The sequence below is a fragment of the Corynebacterium ulceribovis DSM 45146 genome, from assembly GCF_000372445.1.
In the GTDB taxonomy this organism is placed as follows: domain Bacteria; phylum Actinomycetota; class Actinomycetes; order Mycobacteriales; family Mycobacteriaceae; genus Corynebacterium; species Corynebacterium ulceribovis.
The window spans coordinates 438976-455837 of record NZ_AQUY01000001.1; the positions used below are offsets into that span (position 1 = coordinate 438976).

The 16862-nt window shown below is 58.7% G+C and carries 15 protein-coding genes; 8 read left to right on the plus strand and 7 right to left on the minus strand.

Annotation, left to right across the window (positions count from 1 at the left end):
- The first annotated feature begins 64 nt into the window (after positions 1-64).
- The 3 genes from mgtE to A3EC_RS0102055 all read left to right on the plus strand — a co-directional run bounded on the left by mgtE (position 65) and on the right by A3EC_RS0102055 (position 3000).
- The gene (gene mgtE / locus A3EC_RS0102045) at positions 65-1432 is read left to right on the plus strand and encodes a magnesium transporter (protein ID WP_018023498.1); all 1368 of its coding nucleotides are present in this window, start codon (positions 65-67) and stop codon (positions 1430-1432) included.
- Between the two features lie 71 nt (positions 1433-1503).
- Complete coding sequence (locus tag A3EC_RS12325) at positions 1504-1980, plus strand: DUF4282 domain-containing protein (RefSeq protein WP_018023499.1); 477 nt, start codon at positions 1504-1506, stop codon at positions 1978-1980.
- Between the two features lie 156 nt (positions 1981-2136).
- Complete coding sequence (locus A3EC_RS0102055; RefSeq protein WP_018023500.1) at positions 2137-3000, plus strand: S1 family peptidase; 864 nt, start codon at positions 2137-2139, stop codon at positions 2998-3000.
- Positions 3001-3079: 79 nt separating this feature from the next.
- Here the strand turns inward: A3EC_RS0102055 and hisN are convergent, their stop codons facing one another.
- A complete protein-coding gene (gene hisN / locus A3EC_RS0102060) occupies positions 3080-3868 on the minus strand; it encodes a histidinol-phosphatase (RefSeq protein WP_018023501.1) in 789 nt (262 codons plus the stop codon).
- Between the two features lie 52 nt (positions 3869-3920).
- Positions 3921-4730: an inositol monophosphatase family protein gene (locus A3EC_RS0102065; protein WP_026162098.1), complete on the minus strand. Its 810-nt coding sequence runs from the start codon at positions 4728-4730 to the stop codon at positions 3921-3923.
- Between the two features lie 51 nt (positions 4731-4781).
- Here A3EC_RS0102065 and prfB point away from each other — a divergent pair, with 51 nt between their 5' ends.
- The 5 genes from prfB to A3EC_RS0102090 are packed head-to-tail and all read left to right on the plus strand — an operon-like array spanning position 4782 to position 9711.
- Positions 4782-5894, plus strand: a complete 1113-nt coding sequence (gene prfB, locus A3EC_RS0102070) for a peptide chain release factor 2 (RefSeq protein ID WP_018023503.1) — start codon at positions 4782-4784, stop codon at positions 5892-5894.
- Positions 5895-5938: 44 nt separating this feature from the next.
- Positions 5939-6628, plus strand: a complete 690-nt coding sequence (gene ftsE, locus A3EC_RS0102075) for a cell division ATP-binding protein FtsE (RefSeq protein ID WP_018023504.1) — start codon at positions 5939-5941, stop codon at positions 6626-6628.
- A 15-nt stretch (positions 6629-6643) separates the two neighbouring features.
- The gene (gene ftsX / locus A3EC_RS0102080; protein ID WP_018023505.1) at positions 6644-7546 is read left to right on the plus strand and encodes a permease-like cell division protein FtsX; all 903 of its coding nucleotides are present in this window, start codon (positions 6644-6646) and stop codon (positions 7544-7546) included.
- Positions 7547-7596: 50 nt separating this feature from the next.
- Positions 7597-8595 (plus strand): polyphosphate kinase 2, encoded by a 999-nt coding sequence (gene ppk2, locus A3EC_RS11075; protein WP_018023506.1) that lies wholly within the window; start codon positions 7597-7599, stop codon positions 8593-8595.
- Positions 8596-8649: 54 nt separating this feature from the next.
- On the plus strand, positions 8650-9711 hold the full coding sequence (locus A3EC_RS0102090; protein WP_026162099.1) for an enoyl-CoA hydratase/isomerase family protein: 1062 nt from the start codon (positions 8650-8652) through the stop codon (positions 9709-9711).
- Between the two features lie 49 nt (positions 9712-9760).
- Here the strand turns inward: A3EC_RS0102090 and A3EC_RS11080 are convergent, their stop codons facing one another.
- The 5 genes from A3EC_RS11080 to A3EC_RS0102115 form a co-directional block, all read right to left on the minus strand.
- Positions 9761-10906 (minus strand): MinD/ParA family ATP-binding protein, encoded by a 1146-nt coding sequence (locus tag A3EC_RS11080; protein ID WP_245532918.1) that lies wholly within the window; start codon positions 10904-10906, stop codon positions 9761-9763.
- Between the two features lie 170 nt (positions 10907-11076).
- Positions 11077-11658, minus strand: coding sequence for a hypothetical protein (locus tag A3EC_RS11085; RefSeq protein ID WP_156812798.1), 582 nt, complete (start codon positions 11656-11658; stop codon positions 11077-11079).
- 35 nt (positions 11659-11693) lie between these two features.
- The gene (gene metE, locus A3EC_RS0102105; RefSeq protein WP_018023510.1) at positions 11694-14075 is read right to left on the minus strand and encodes a 5-methyltetrahydropteroyltriglutamate--homocysteine S-methyltransferase; all 2382 of its coding nucleotides are present in this window, start codon (positions 14073-14075) and stop codon (positions 11694-11696) included.
- A 177-nt stretch (positions 14076-14252) separates the two neighbouring features.
- A complete protein-coding gene (locus A3EC_RS0102110; RefSeq protein WP_018023511.1) occupies positions 14253-15110 on the minus strand; it encodes a Cof-type HAD-IIB family hydrolase in 858 nt (285 codons plus the stop codon).
- A gap of 63 nt (positions 15111-15173) precedes the next feature.
- Positions 15174-16817: a peptide chain release factor 3 gene (locus A3EC_RS0102115; protein ID WP_018023512.1), complete on the minus strand. Its 1644-nt coding sequence runs from the start codon at positions 16815-16817 to the stop codon at positions 15174-15176.
- Positions 16818-16862 lie beyond the last annotated feature (45 nt).

A 16862-nucleotide genomic window follows, 5' to 3' on the forward strand; every position in this document is an offset into this window, starting at 1 on the left:
CGACGCCTAGTGGTGCGGTACCGAGCAGTAGTGATGCCGAGCGGCAAAAGGAAGAGAGCTGGGGATGGAAACGGATGTGCAGCAGTCAGTGCGTGAGCTCGAGCGATTGCTCCGCAAAGGGAAAGTGCCAGGCAGTGATTCCGCAGAGGAATTAGCCAAGCTGGTGCAGGAAGCCTCCATCCCGGACATCATTTCTGTTGTCGAACGCAACACTCCGGTGCGTGCGGCGGTGGTGTTCCGGCTGTTGGACCGGGCCCGCGCCGTGGAAGTGTTCACGGCACTCGACGCCCGCCACCAGGCCGACTTGATTGGCGCGCTCCACAGTAAAAAGACACTCGACTTTTTCGACAGCTTGGACCCTGACGATCGAGTCGCTCTGCTCGATGAGCTGCCGGCGGAAGTGGCGCGTCACCTGATGCAGCACCTGTCGGATACTGAGCGTGATGTCACCGGCATTGTGCTCGGCTACCCGAAGGGCAGTGTCGGCCGCACAATGTCCCCGGAGGTGCGGCCGCTACAGCAGGATCTGACGATTGGAGAGGCGCTGAGCGAAATTCGGCAGCATGAAGCCGAAATGGAAACGGTTTATGCGCTTCCGGTGGTCGACGAAACGGAGAAGCTGGTCGGGATTACCTCGCTGCGGCGGCTCATTGGTGCGCAGGATTCTGAATTGCTGCGCGGCATCATGGATGACGAGCCGATTTCCGCGCAGGTTGTTGCCGATGCGGAAGACACCGCTCGTCGGTTCATCGCGTTGGGTTATATTGCGCTGCCCGTGGTCGATGACACGAACCGTGTGGTGGGCATCCTCACCTTCGATGATGCGCAGGAGCTGCTGGAGTCGGCGGATTCGGAAGACCAGGCCCGTCATGGTGGCCACGAGCCGCTGCAGCAGCCGTACCTGTCGACTCCACTGCTGAAGGTGGTCCGCTCTCGTATCGTGTGGCTGTTGGTGCTGGCGGTTTCGGCCATTTTGACGGTTCAGGTGCTGGACGCGTTCGAGGATAAGCTCGAGGCCGCTGTGGTGCTCAGCTTGTTCATCCCGCTGCTGACCGGCACTGGCGGTAATACCGGTAACCAGGCCGCCACCACGATTACCCGAGCGTTAGCGTTGGGCGATGTGCACCGCCGCGATATTTTGCAGGTGATGTGGCGGGAGCTGCGGGTGGGTTTGACCCTCGGCGCTGTCCTTGGGTCCCTCGGTTTTGGCTTAGCGACGTTTGTCTACGGTCTTGGCGTGGGCACAGTGATCGGAACAACGCTGCTGGCCATCTGTGCCATGTCGGCAACTGTGGGTGCCGTGATGCCAATTGTGGCGAAAACCATTGGTGCGGACCCTGCAGTGTTCTCTAACCCGTTCATCTCGACATTCTGTGATGCTACTGGCCTCATCATTTACTTCATTATCGCTACACAAGTTCTAGGACTGTAAAGGTTCGCTGTCGGTGTTAGTCTCTGTGGGAATCTGCACGAATTCAGCTGCAACGACAGGAGCTACTTCCCATGACGACCCCTAATAACCCAGGTGGCGACGGATACAACAACTACGGCCAGTGGGGCGATCCGCCGCAGCAGCCATGGCAGGACCAGAACCAGCAGTATGGTCAGCCAGGCAACTACCCGGCACATTCCAACAGCTCGTCGGACACCAGCTTTTTCAAAGCCTTGTTCGACCTGGAATTCAACCACTTCGTCACCATCAAGTTCGCGAAGGTCATCTACCTCATCATCCTGATCATCATCGGCCTTGGTTTCGTCGGTGGCGTCATCGCATCGATTGCGATGGCCGCGTCCGCTGCTTCCGAATCCAACGCTGCGATGGGATTCTTGGTCTTCATCATGGTGTTTGCCGGAGCAATCGTGATTTCCTTGCTGTACTTGGTCATGGCTCGCGTCAGCCTGGAGTTCTACGTTGCTGGTATCCGTACCGCCCAGAACACCGGCGAGATCCGCGACAACATGAGCCAGCGGAACTTCTAACTTGATACATTTTTCGGGCCTCCCCTCACTTCCGAACGGAAAGGGGGAGGCCCTGAAGTTTTTTCAGCCCCGTTCAAAAATTAGTATCGGCTTAATCGTTGAATGCCGTTAAAGTGGGGGCCAGTTTGACCGTTCAACTTGCCGGAGTTTGCCCTGATGTTTTCACTGCGTACCGCAGCTTTTCGTCCCCAGTCCTCGGTTTTCCGCGTTGTCGCCGCTGCTGTAGCCGCCGCCGGAATTATGGTGGGCACCATGCTCACACCTGCTGAGGCCGATGCAGCGATGCAGCCGCACCCAGTGAAGAATGACCCATTCTCGCAGCTGTCAGCAGGCAAGGGCGGCACCATCCACAACCGTGTTCCGGGCAACATGCACTCCTCGCCAGTGGCACCTGCTGCAGCGAATGCTGCTGCCGCCCGCGGCAAAGTTCTGGTCGGCCCAGGCACCCCCGTAACCTACGACAACGCATTGATCTGCACCATCACCGCAGCCGGTGTGGACAACCAGGGTAATAAAGTGGCTGTTTCTGCAGGTCACTGCGGCAACGTTGGTTCTTTGGTCCGCTCCATGGATGCCCATGGGGTCGGGGTGTTCGGCAAGGTTGCTCAGGTGAACCGTTCGTTGGACTACTCAGTGATCCTGCTGAACGACAAGGCCGAAATTAGCAGCTCTTACGGCCCAGCCCGCGCAACTTCGCAGGGCGGTCGGATGCCGAAGGCCGGCGAGCAGGTGTGTAAGTACGGTATTGCAACCGGCTGGTCCTGCGGCCAAACGTGGTCGACCGCCGCTAACCAAGCCACCTCGAATAACCAGATGTGCGCAGCTCAGGGTGACTCCGGCGCCCCAGTATTCATGGGCGGTCGCCTCATGGGCGCGGTACGCGGAGCGAACTTCCCACCGGCCTGCTTGACCCCGCTGCAGGGCCCACTGTTTGCCCCAACCATCATCGGTTCGTGGCAGAAGACCCTCGACGCAATGAATGCCGCCGGTGGCGTTGGCGCCGGATTCCGCCTGCCATAACCGGCACCAATCCTGACCGTAAGCGGTGGCCACAGATGGCCGCCTGACTTACCGCCCGCACTTACTGCAGCGTTTCGGCTTAGTTCACGCCGATGCGCTGCAGTACTTCTTTATGCAGCAAACCGTTCGATGCCACAGCGTCGCCGCCATGCGGACCGGCCTCACCGGCTAGGGAAGTGAAAGTGCCGCCGGCCTCTTCCACGAGCACGGCCAGTGGTGCCAAGTCCCATACGGACACTTCCGGTTCCGCAGCAATATCCACGGCACCTTCTGCCACCAGGCAGTAGGAGAAGAAGTCACCGTAGCCACGTAGCCGCCACGCATCGTCGGTCAATGCGATGATGTTGTCCCGCAGACCGCGGTCACGCCACCCAGTCAAAGAGGACAATGCGATGGAGCTGTCGCCGAGCTTATTGACGGCGGAAACTTCGAGACGTCGTGGCGACTGATTCTGGAATGCCCGCCACGCACCGGAACCTTCGGCTGCCCACCAGCGGCGCGACAGCGCGGGAGCGGAGACCACACCGACGACAGGTTTTCCGTCTTCCAGCAGGGCGATCAGCGTGGCCCACACTGGTACATTGCGGACAAAGTTCTTCGTACCGTCAATCGGATCGATGACCCATTGGCGGCCAGCGAACTCAGTTTCACCACCGAACTCTTCACCGATAATGGCGTCGGCTGGGCGCGCCGTCGACAGTTTCTCCCGCAACGCTTCTTCAACAGCTAGGTCTGCGTCAGACACTGGGGTCATGTCTGGTTTTGCGTCGACTTTCAGGTCTGCAGACTCAAAGCGCTGCATAGTAATTGCGTCAGCAGTTTCAGCTAGTTCCAACGCAAGGGCTAAATCATCTGCAAAGTTGCTCATGGGTGAATCTTAACTGCTCATCACCACAAAACTCCGGAACCCAACGGGACAGCTACGCAGTCAGCCCGTCTACCGCGGCTGCCACAGCCTGTGGGCCACCAGCAATAGACCACGTCACGCCACCCGCATCGACCTGCGCGCAGCTGCCACCGGCACCTTCGACTAGGGCACGGCCAGGCAGCCAATCCCAGCTGGCCACCGAATGCTGGAACCAGCAGTTAATCCGGCCGTCGGCCACGCCAGCCAAATCCACCGAGGCAGAACCCAGCATCCGCACGGTTGCGAACTGGGAAATCGCTGAAAACCATGGTGTTGCAATCTCGGCATCGTGAAAACGGTTCGGGTTCAAATACGTTGCACAGTTCGCCTTGTCGGCCGCAACGTCAATAAGCTCAGGCACTGGAACCTCATTGCGGACGGTGCGGAAATCGGCCCCGCCCAACCACAAAGTCTCGGTCACTGGGCGGTAGACCGCGCCGAGGTGGACGGCGGTGGGGGCCTCGAGTGGGCCGGAAGCTAGCGCGAGGGCGCTGCACCAATAGTCGGAGCCGGTGGTGAAATTGTATGTGCCATCGACGGGATCGATGACCCAGGTGCGGCCGGTGGTGGAGTCAGCGGTGGCGCCTTCTTCACCGAGCAGACCGTCATCAGGTCGTAGCTCTTGGAGGGCAGTGCTGATGAACTGCTCGGCGGCGCGGTCAGCTTCGGTCACGACATCCGTAATGGACGTTTTGTAGTCGGTGGTCAGCCCTTCGGCGCGCATCCGGTGAGCCATCTTTCCGGCATGGCGCACCAATCCGGCGGCGAGAATATGGTCGGGGGCGGAGGCGTACTCTTCTAAGAAGTGCTTCATGGCTGCCATTGTGCCAGCGTGGCTATCGATGTTCATTGCGAGCGCGGTAGGGTAGTTGACGTGCATCCAGAAATTTCCGCTGACCTCACCGCCCTTGATTCCACACTGACCACCATTGAAAAGGTCATGGACTTGGAAGCGCTGGCGGAAAATGTTCGGGAATTAGAGGCCAAAGCTGCCGATCCGACACTGTGGGATGACCCGGACCATGCGCAGCAGGTGACCAGCAAACTGTCCAACACCCAGGCGAAACTGCGGAAGGTCACGGCGCTGCGGCAACGACTCGACGACTTGCCAGTGATGTACGAACTGGCCGAAGAAGAAGACGGCGCTGGTGGCGGCGATGCTCACGACCTCGCGGACGCGGAGCGCGCTGATGTTCGGTCTGAGGTGGAAAAACTTGAAGTGACCACCATGCTGTCCGGCGAATACGACGAACGCGAAGCCGTCATCAATATTCGCTCTGGTGCCGGGGGCATTGACGCAGCGGACTTCGCCGAAATGCTGATGCGGATGTATATCCGTTGGGCAGAAAAGCATGGCCACAAGGTTGATGTCTACGACACCTCCTACGCCGAAGAAGCTGGCATTAAATCGGCAACGTTCGTGGTGCACGGTGAATACACCTACGGCACATTGTCGGTGGAGCAGGGCACCCACCGGCTGGTGCGGATCAGCCCCTTCGATAACCAGGGCCGCCGCCAAACCTCTTTCGCCGAGGTAGAGGTGCTGCCGGTGGTGGAATCGACCGACCACATTGATATCCCAGACGCGGATGTACGCGTCGATGTGTACCGTTCTTCCGGTCCCGGCGGCCAGTCGGTGAACACTACGGACTCGGCGGTTCGACTCACTCACATTCCAACCGGCATTGTGGTGACCTGCCAGAACGAAAAGTCGCAGATTCAGAACAAGGCGTCTGCCATGCGAGTGCTGCAGGCGAAACTGCTTGAGCGTAAACGCCAAGAGGAGCGGGCGGAACTTGATGCGCTCGGTACCGGCGGCAATGCGTCGTGGGGTAACCAGATGCGTTCCTATGTGCTGCATCCGTACCAGATGGTCAAGGACCTGCGGACCAGCCATGAAGTCAACAACCCGCAAGCAGTATTGGACGGCGATTTGGACGGATTCTTGGATGCCGGAATTCGCTGGCGAATGGAATCGGAAGACTAAGTTCCAACGCTAGGTTTCGGCGCGGACTCCGCTAGGGTGGAGCCGTGATTGTCTTCGATGAAGTAACCAAGTCCTATGAGACTTCAACCCGACCGGCACTCGACCGCGTCAGTTTAACGATTGACAAAGGCGAGTTCGTTTTCTTGATTGGCCCGTCTGGTTCGGGCAAATCCACATTCCTGGAACTGCTGATTCGGGAAGAAAACGTCACCAGCGGCGATATTCACATCGGTGACATGCATGTCAACGCTTTGAAAGGCGGGCAGGTGCCGAAGCTTCGTCAGAAGATTGGCTACGTGTTCCAGGATTTCCGGTTGCTGCCGCGGAAGAACGTTTTCGACAATGTGGCATTTGCGTTGCAGGTTATTGGCAAGCGCAATGACGTCATCAAGCGGGATGTCCCAGAAGTATTGGACATGGTGGGGCTCGGCGCGAAAGCTGACCGGATGCCAGCTGAGCTTTCCGGTGGTGAGCAACAGCGCGTTGCCATTGCGCGGGCATATGTGAACCGCCCATTGATTTTGCTTGCTGACGAACCGACCGGGAACTTGGACCCGGAAACTGCGCAGGGCATCATGACGCTGCTGGAGCGGATTAACCGACGCGGCACGACCGTGATTATGTCTACACATGACAATGAAACTGTGGATGCGATGCGCCGCCGGGTCATCGAACTTGAACTAGGCAAAGTGGTGCGCGACGATGCCACCGGTGTCTACGGCATTGGACGATAGGGAAGGGATAAGCAGATGAATGTTGCATTCTTGCTGAAAGAAGCCTTCCAAGGGCTGTGGCGCAATATCACCATGACCGTGGCGATGGTCATCACTATTGCCATTTCCATTGGGCTGGTGACAAGTGGTGTGCTGATGACGTCCATGACTGAACAGACGAAAGACATCTACCTTGACCGGGTAGAAGTGATGGTAGAGCTTTCCCCAGAAGTGTCAGCTTCTGACTCGGACTGCTCCTCGGCCGAGTGTCGAGAAGTGATGGACACCCTCAATGACCAAGATGGCATTGATTCGGTGACTTTCCGGTCGCGTGCCCAGACCTACGACCGCTTCGTGGAACTGTTTGAAAAGACGGACCCGCTGATGGTGGAGCAGGCCACTGAGGAGAATATGCTCGCGGCCGTGCTGGTGCGGTTGGAAGACCCGCTGGATACCGAACCATTGGACCCAGTGCGCGATCTGCCGCAGGTCAACGCTGTGATTGACCAGGTCGATGATTTGCGTGGGGCAACCGACAACTTGGATGCACTACGTAATGCCACTTTTGTGTTCGCTGGTTTGATGGCGCTGGCTGCCGTGCTGCTGGTGGCAAATATGGTGCAGATCGCGGCGTTTTCACGGCGCGATGAAATGCAGATTATGCGCATGGTCGGTGCGACACGTCTGTTTACGCAGGCACCGTTTGTAATTGAGGCTATTGTTGCGGCGTTGATTGGTTCGGCGTTGGCACTCGGCGGCCTGTTTGCCGGCAAGAAGTATGTGCTGGATCCGGCGTTGGATTCGCTGTATAAGTCGCGGTTGTTGGCGCCGGTTGAGAATGCCGATATTTGGCTGGTTTCGCCGGCGATTGTGCTTGCAGCCGTTCTGATCGCTGCTGTGACAGCTCAATTGACGTTGCGGCTGTACGTCCGAAAATAAGGTTAACAGTCGGTTAACGAATCCTGAGGGTGGGCAGGTACTCTGAAAGTATGAGTGCCAGCGATTCCACCCCAGCCCGCCCACCGAAATTGCCAAAAGCAGCATACGAAGCAGAGCTGAAACGTCTCCAGGCCGAATTGGTCGAGATGCAGCAATGGGTAGTCGAAACCGGCGCCCGCATCGTCATCGTGATGGAAGGCCGCGACGCCGCCGGTAAGGGCTCCGCCATCAAACGGATCACCCAGTACCTCAACCCACGGACCTGCCGCATTGAAGCGCTGCCAGCCCCGAACTCTCGGGAACGCGGCCAGTGGTACTTCCAGCGCTATGTCGAGCGCCTGCCAACCGCCGGAGAAATCGTCATCTTTGACCGCTCCTGGTACAACCGCGCCGGTGTGGAACGTGTCATGGGCTTCTGCACCTCCCAGGAGTACCGCCGCTTCCTGCACCAAGCCCCAATCTTTGAACGCCTACTGGTTGAAGACGGCATCATGCTGCGCAAATACTGGTTCAGCGTTTCGGATGAAGAGCAAGTCCGCCGCTTCGAATCCCGCCTGGAGGATCCGCTACGTCGCTGGAAGCTGTCGGATATGGACCTGCAGTCCATCACCCGGTGGGAGGACTACTCCCGCGCGAAGGATGAAATGTTCATCCACACCGACATCCCAACCGCGCCGTGGTACACCGTGGAATCGGAAGACAAGAAGCGCTCTCGGATTAACGTCATCAATCATCTGCTGTCGACCATTCCGTACGAGAAGATTGAGCGTGAGCTGCCGGAGATTCCGCAGCGCCCAGAGTCGGATAGCAACTATGTCCGCCCGCCGCGCACTGAGTTCCACTATGTGCCTGATGTTGCCGCGAAATTGGTGACGGAGGAAGAGGAACGCAAGAAGGCCAAAGCTGCGGCTAAGGCTGCGAAGAAGCAGTCGAAGGCGGATGAAAAGGCGCTGAAGGAAGCCGACGAAGCTGACAAGGCGAAGAAGGCCAAGTCGGAAAAGTCCGGTAAGTCGGCGAAGAAGTCCGGCAAGAAGGACAAGAAGAAGTAGCTAAAAACGGGTAAAACCTGTTTTTGTCGCTAAAACTTGTGTCACACTCGTGGCATGAGCGATTCGACGGTTACTCCTGACGTTATTGTGTCTACGGTCGGCGGGGCGGGGGTCATCACCCTCAACCGGCCGAAGGCACTGAACTCCTTGAACCAGGCCATGTGCTTGGCAATTGAAGCGGCGCTGGACCAGTGGCGCGATGATCCTGCAATTCACCAAGTTGTGATTGCATCGGCATCTCCGAAGGCATTTTGTGCCGGCGGGGATGTGCGCGCTATCCGCGAGGCCCAGCAGGCTGGACGCCATGATTTGGCGGAGCAGTTCTTCCTCGAGGAGTATCGGATGGACGCCGCCATTGCTACCTATCCGAAGCCGATTGTTGCGCTGGTCGACGGCATTAATATGGGTGGCGGTATGGGGCTGTCTCTGCACGCTCAGTACCGCATCTACTCGGAGAAAGCTTGGGCGTCGATGCCGGAGGCTGCTATCGGATTTGTGCCCGATGTTGGTGTGACTTGGGCAGCGCAGCGGGTCGTTGGCACTATCGGCCGCCCAGCCCCAGAAATCGCCACATTCATGGGCATCACCGGCTTCCGCGCCAAACTTGCTGACGCACTGTATTGCGGTATCGCTACGCATTTCGTTCCTTCCGACCATATGTCGGGGCTTATTGACGGAATCGGGGCCGACGGAGTGGCTGCCGCACTCGGGCAGTGGGCAGCCGAGCCACCAGCAGAGACCGGGTTTTTAGAGCAGCACATTGCGGATATTTCGCGGGTGTTTAGCCGGGATACTTGGGCGGAAATGGAACAGGAGTTAGCCGCGCCGGAGACGAACCCGGAGTTTGCTGCGGCTGTCAAGGAGCTGACGGCGAATGCTTCGCCAGCATCACTGGTAGCTATTGCCGAGCTGTACCGAGCGAACCGGAATGCACCAGATGTGCAAGCGGGCATTAACAATGAATATGACCTCGGGAAGGTGCTCCGCGAGGAGCCGAATTTCGCTGAAGGCGTTCGCGCAGTCTTGGTCGATAAAACTCAGGATGCGAAATTCGAACCAGCGCGCACCGCTGATGTGGACGTAGAACCGTACCGGGCAGCGCTGACGTGGTACTAGCTGCGGGATAATTGGCCCAGGCAAAGCGGCCCACCCTAGCTAGCGTGGGTTAGGCCATGCGGTGGCGGCGGCCAGAAGGCTGTGCGAAATCATCCGCGACGTAAGCCGCGAGCTGCCGGTAAGCTTCTTGCGTTGCGGGTTTCATTGCGGCTAAATCAATTTCGGCGCCTCGGGCAAGGTGCGGATCAAATGGCACCGGAACCACCGCTCGGCAGCGCTGCCCGAAAACGTCATGGACTTGCGCATCGGTGAGCTCATCTTTGGCGCGCAGGTGGTTGACCACGACGACTGTTTGGCTGACCAGACCGGCATGCCCGTGGGCTGCTAGCCAGTCCAGCGTGGCCCACGCACTGTTCGCGCCATCAAGGGATGGGGTAGTAACAAGCACAAGACAGTTCGCCAGTTCCAAAACACCAGTCATCGCAGAATGCATCAGCCCAGTGCCGCAGTCGGTGAGGATGAGGTTGTAGTGATGGCGGACTATCCCCATGGCTTGAGCGTAGTCGGCAGCGTTGAACGCTTGGGCTGTGCTGGGGTCTTGCTCACTGGCGAGGACCTCCAGTCGCGTTGCATCTTGGGAAGTGAATGCTCGAACCTGCGGATACCTGCTGGTATCGTCCGCGCTTAAGAGGTCGCGGACAGTGGGATTGGCGGGGTTGGCTACCGCGCTGCCAAGACGCTGTGCGAGCGTTCCGAAATCTGGGTTCGCGTCAATGGCAATGACGCGGTCACCGCGCAAGGTGGCGAAGGTAGCGCCGAGACCGAACGTGGTGGTGGTTTTTCCGACACCACCTTTCAAGCTGAGGACGGCTACGCGATAGTCGCCGGAGATGTGTTGGCGAATGCGCTGGTAAATATCTCGCTGGCGTTGCTGCTTCTTACTCTCGCCTGGATTAATCCGGCCGCCGGTGCTGCGATACACGATGCTGCGCCAGCCGCTTTTTGGTGTGATTTTAGGTTGCAATGCGTCGGCCAGCTGCCCGATGCCGGTCGCTTGCGGCGCGCTGTGGCCAGTAGGGAATACCTCGGCGGTGGTGGGCGGGGCTGTCGTGGTTTCAGCTTTTGCGCGGTTGTTTCGCGGTTTCGTCGGTGACAGGTCTACTGGTGTCAGTACTGGTGCTACTGCTTGCGCTGTGGCTGTGGAATGTACTGGTGGTGCGGTTCTGATTGGTTGGTTTGGAATAGAAATGGACACGGCAGCGCCTTTCGAGACTGCCGAAGGGCACATCTTTGGCAGCAACCCCCATTGGCTGCCATCCCCCTCCGGATGTTTACCGGCAACAGTAGCGGCTAGTTCGCAGCCCTGCAGAGTAAGTGTGCCGTCCGACCTGAACTGTGGGCGCTCGTGTCAGCCTATTTACCGATCTATTTACCGATGCGTTTCCACAGTTGTTTTGCTTTGGTGCTGGTAAAACGTCGAGCGATATCGGCAACTTCCCCGGTAGTGCGTTTAGCTGCATCAAGTTGGTCCTGGCGCCGCATTTTCTTTTGCAGTTTGGCGGCTTCGCGCAGTGCCTCGTTGGCTTGTTCTTCAGCCAGAGCTTGCTTTTTCTTTTCAAAAGCGTCGGCATCACGGTTGGCTTCAATAGCGAGCACTTCCGAGGATTCCGCAGCCGCATCCCAAGTCATTTCGAGGGATTCTGCCAGCAGCAGCATGGCATCGATGCGGCGTTCTACATCACGAGTACGTTCGCGGTACGTCGATTGAATTGTCCAGCGGCGCAGCAGTTGACGGGCTCGAGCAGATTCTGAGCGCCAATGGGAAATCGGCACGGTATTGACGGTGTCGTCGACAATAAAACGCATTGTCCACGGGTCCACGTCGTCGGTGACCGTGCCGGTTCGTACTGCTTCTTCGCGGCTGAGCACGGACTCCAAAATCATCCGTGCTTGAGTTTCCGCTGCGGAAATCCGTGACTGGCGTGAGTTATCTGATCCAAAAACCACAACACCAGTCTACGGACACCTGCGAATCTGGCTAATTAGTGCACCAGCGCTGGGGCGGCGGCGTTTTCCGCTACCTTTTCGCGGGCGGTGTGGGCTGCCTGCACCAGTACCTTCAGCGATGCTTCGGTCTCGACCCAGCCACGGGTCTTCAGACCACAGTCTGGGTTCAGCCACAGCTGGGTTGGTGGTACCGAATCCAGCGCGGACTGCACCAGGCCGTCCACTTCGCTTTGCGACGGAATGCGTGGCGAGTGAATATCCCAGACGCCCGGGCCCACCCCGAGTTCGAAGCCGTGGTCACGCAGCGCGGCTAGCACGCCCATGCCGGCTCGAGCAGCTTCGATGGAGGTCACGTCGGCGTCGAGTTCGCTGACGGTACCGATCAGTTCATTGAACTGGGAGTAGCACATGTGGGTGTGCACCTGAGTCTCGTCGGCCGCGCCGGAAGTTGCCAGGCGGAAGGACCCGACGGCCCACTCCAGGTAGGCCGGCTGCTGAATCTTCTGCAGTGGCAGCAGCTCGCGGATAGCTGGCTCGTCGACCTGGATGATCTGCGCGCCCGCGGCGACCAAGTCGTCGATTTCATCGCGCAATGCCAGCGCTACCTGGTCGGCAGTGGTGCCCAGTGGCTGGTCGTCACGGACGAATGCCCAAGCGAGCATAGTGACTGGACCGGTGAGCATGCCCTTGACTGGCTTGTTGGTCAGGGACTGTGCGTAGGCGAACCAGTCGGTGGTCAGTGGCTGTGGGCGGTGAACATCTCCGTACAGGATTGGTGGTCGCACGCAGCGCGAGCCGTACGACTGCACCCAGCCGTATTGGGTGGAGTGGTAGCCTTCCAGCTGTTCAGAGAAGTACTGGACCATGTCGTTGCGTTCTGGTTCACCATGGACCAGGACGTCAAGGCCGATTTCTTCCTGCTTTTCCACAACCAGCTTGATTTCATTCTTCATCGCCTCGGTGTACTGTGCTTCGGTCAGTTCACCTACGCGGTGTTGGGCACGAGCCCGGCGAATTTCGTCGGTCTGTGGGAAAGAACCAATGGTGGTGGTTGGCAGTGGTGGCAGCTCGATGTGCTCCGCCTGTGCGGCGGCACGCTGCGCAAATGGGGAGCGGCGGCGATCGGCATCGGTGATGCCAGCGGTCCGGTCACGCACCAAGCTGTTGTGAGTGCGCTGGGATTCCCGGCGGGAGGTCACAGCCTGCACAGCTGCTTCGAATGCGGCGTAGTCTGCTTCAGTTGCTTCGTTGCGCAGCAGGCGGGACAGTACCGCCACCTCGGCAATCTTTTCGGAGCCAAAAGCCAACCAGGACTTCAGCTCTGGGTCATCGTCGAGGGTGGTTTCACCTTCCAAGGTGTATGGCACATGCAGCAGGGAGCAGGAGGTGGATACGCCAACTGGGCCACGCTGGGCGAGCGAACGCAGGGTTGCCAGGGCTGCCGCTAGGTCAGTGCGCCAAATATTGCGGCCGTCGACAACACCGGCGAGCAGCTGCTCTTCGCCAGTCCAGGAAAGCAACAGTTCGGCATCCTGGTGCTGACCGAGTTCTGCCTGACGGCCAGTGACGAGGTCGACACCGAAGGCGGAAATACCGATTCCGGACAGGGCGTTAATGGCTGTGTCACCGTCGCCGTAGTAGGTCTGGAGCAGCAGCTTGATTGGCTGTTCGCCGCCGACGGCGGTCAAGGTGTTGACCAGCTTGCGGTAGCCAGCGCGGGTGCGAGCCAGCAGTTCGGCACGGTCTTTATCGTTGTCGGCAATGTCGGTGACCAAGTATGGCTCGTCGAACTGCACCCAATCGATATCGAGTTTGGCCAAGTGCGTCAGCACGCGGCCGTATGCGTCGAAAAGCTTCTCCAACAATTCCAGGGCATCGGAACCGTCGGTGGTCTTTGCCAATGCGAGGTAGGTCAGTGGGCCGACGAATACTGGGCGGATTTTGTCGCCGCGCACGGTCTGGCTCTGCAGGTCGGACAGCAGGGAGGCATCGTCAACGCGGAAGTCGGTGTCCTGGTTAAGCTCTGGCACCAGGTAGTGGTAGTTGGTGTCGAACCACTTGGTCATTGCGGAGGCTGGGATGTCGGCGGTGCCGCGGGCGGTGGCAAACAGACGATCGATGTAACAGGGCAGGCCGTCGTTGGCATGGTCTGCGATGTTCTGGACGCGCTCTGGCAGGACGTTGAATAGTGCGGAGGTGTCTAGGACGGCGTCGTAGTAGCTGCGGCCGAGGGTTGGCACGCTGTCGATGCCGGCGGCAGAAAGCTGGTCGGAGTAGTCGTTGACCAGGCGCAGAGCGGTGGTGGACAGCTCGCGGCCGGTGGCCTTTTCCTTCCAGTAGCTTTCGAGGGCTTTCTTCAGTTCGCGGTTCGGGCCAATGCGGGGGACGCCCGCGACAGTGGCGTGAATCTGGCTCATGGTTGCTCCTTGGTTCGTGTGATTACGTTGGAGACCATGCAACAGTAGACCGCTTAGTCTAGCAAGTGCTTTGCAGCCCAAAAGTGTAAATCTGCTGGGTGGCAATTTAGGCCAAACTGCAATTAATAGACAAAGCGGTCTGTAAAAATAGACCAAGCGGTCTGAATTGGGGTTGTTTTACTCCGACGACGATTCCGGAATTAGCCGTCGCAAGACCTGCAACGCGCCTTGCTCCGAATTTGCTGGCGCCAAAAAACGGGCGCGCTCTTTCACCAATGGGTGTGCGTTGTCCATCGCAAAGGACAACTCGGAATACTCGAACAGTTCCAAGTCATTGAGGTAGTCGCCAAACACCACTGTCTGCGCTGGTGTCACCCCCAAAGACTCCTGCAGATTGCGCAGCGCAATGCCCTTGTTGGCTGCCGGATCCATCACGTCAACCCAGTGCGCGCCCGACACCACGACCTTTAGTTGGCTGGCGGATTTCGCCAGGCGCGGCGCGATTGAATTCTCGGCATCGTCAAAGTCGAAAATCGCAATTTTGACGAACTTGTCCTCGGATCCCGTCACCACATCCAGCAGGTCATCGACCTCTTCCAAGGCGTGGTAGTAGCGTGTGGCTTCTTCTTTGAACAGCTCATCGGTGCGCTCGATATAGGCGGTACGCAGGCCGCACAGCACCACACCCACGTTGAGGCCATCGTCGCCAGCGGCACGCACCGCGCGGATTACCTCGGTGACAGCTCCAGCGTCAATAGCGATAGCCGAGACCAGCTCACCATGATCCACGACCACGCTGCCGTTTTCAGCGATCACCGCAATGCGGTCCGCTACGGTTTCAAATTGGTCCGCCAAGGTGGCATATTGACGTCCAGACGCCGGCGCGAAGGCAATATTCTGCGCCAAAAAGGTGTCCAGAAGCGGCCAAAAATCGTCCGGGATCTGGTGGTTTTCGTCAAGGAGCGAACCGTCCATGTCGGTGACGACGAGACGGACGTCGGCGGGCAACGTTGGGAATGTGTCTTTGGTATCCACACTCCCAGGCTAATGCCGTTTACGTTTTCGGGTTTGCCGTCTATTCGGCCTAATTCACTGGGTCTAATCCGCCACAAGTGCTTCCAGTACGAACTCTGGGTGTTCCTTCTCAATGAACTGCAGGCGCCACTTGTCACCAAACAGTGCAATTAGCTCGCCGTCGGTGCGGGTGAAAATTTCCACGCCGCGCTGTTTTGCCAGCTCTGGGGCAGTATCTGCATCGGTACGCCGGGCCACCGAATATGGCACCGACTCGGTGACCGTCTCCACATTGAATTCGTTTTCCATGCGGGCCTGCATCACTTCGAACTGCATCGGGCCAACGGCCGCCATGACTGGGTTGGCTTCACCGCGGGCATCATTCTTCAGAATCTGCACCACGCCCTCAGCATCAAGCTGCTCCAGTGCCTTTCGGAACTGCTTGTACTTGCCCAGCGATTTTGCGCGCAACGTGCGGAAATGCTCCGGCGCGAACTGTGGCATTGGCTTGAACTGCACCTTTTTGCCGGAGTAAATCGTATCGCCTGGTGCCAACGAGCCAGCGTTGACCAAACCAACAATGTCACCTGGGAAGGCAGTCTCCACCGTTGACCGGGTGCGGCCGAAGACGGTCAGGGCGTACTTGGTGGAAAAGCTGCGGCCAGACTGCGCATGGTTGACTTGCATGCCGCGGTCGAATTCACCCGACACAATGCGCATAAACGCCAAGGTGTCACGGTGGTTTTTATCCATACCGGCCTGCACCTTAAACACGACACCGGAGAACTCGTCGGTTGGGTCGCGCCGTTCGACAATGGCTTCTTGGGAACCGGACTGAGCGGCGAGCACCTTCGGGTCGGAGTCGCGGCCATTCGGCGACGGTGCGAGTGCGCAGAGCGTATCCAGAATCTGGTGGACACCAAAGTTCAGCATGGCAGAGGCGAAAATCATCGGGGAAGTAGTGCAGGACAGGAACAGCTCCTGGTCGTGGACCGCGCCGTCCATGGCCAGCAATTCAGCTTCTTCCGCGGCCGTTTCCCATGCGTCCTCTTCCTTTGCCAGCGCCTCATCTGGGGAGTAGTGCTCCTCCGGCGCAATGGTGGCGCCACCGGCGGTACGAGTGAAGTGAATGTACTCCGCCACTTCGCCCTCGGTGGTTAGTCGGGCCAAGCCGCGGAAATCACCAGCATCACCGACCGGCCAGAACAGGGGAGTGGGCTGCAGCCCAATTTCGTTGACGATTTCGTCAACAAGCTCCAATGGCGAACGCCCAGGGCGGTCCCACTTGTTGATCACCGTAACAATTGGCAACCCGCGGGCCTTACAGACGCGGAACAGCTTCAATGTCTGCGGTTCCAGGCCCTTGGCGGCGTCCACCAGCATCACTGCCGCGTCGACTGCGGTGAGCACACGGTAGGTGTCCTCGGAGAAGTCGGCGTGGCCGGGGGTGTCCACGAGGTTAATCATGAACGGCTCACCCTCGTGACCTTCCGGGGCGTATTCGAACTGCAGCGCGGAGGAGGCAATCGAAATGCCGCGGTCCTTTTCCATCTCCATCCAGTCCGAGACAGTGGCCTTTCGGCCGGCCTTACCGTGGGTCGCGCCTGCCTCTGAAATAACGTGCGCATGCAGCGCTAATGCTTCCGTCAGCGTGGATTTACCAGCGTCCGGGTGGGCAATAACGGCGAATGTGCGGCGGCGGTCAGCTTCTGCGGCAAGGGTGGTCATAGAACACCAGGTTAGTTGGTGATTTGACCCCATCCCAATCTGAAC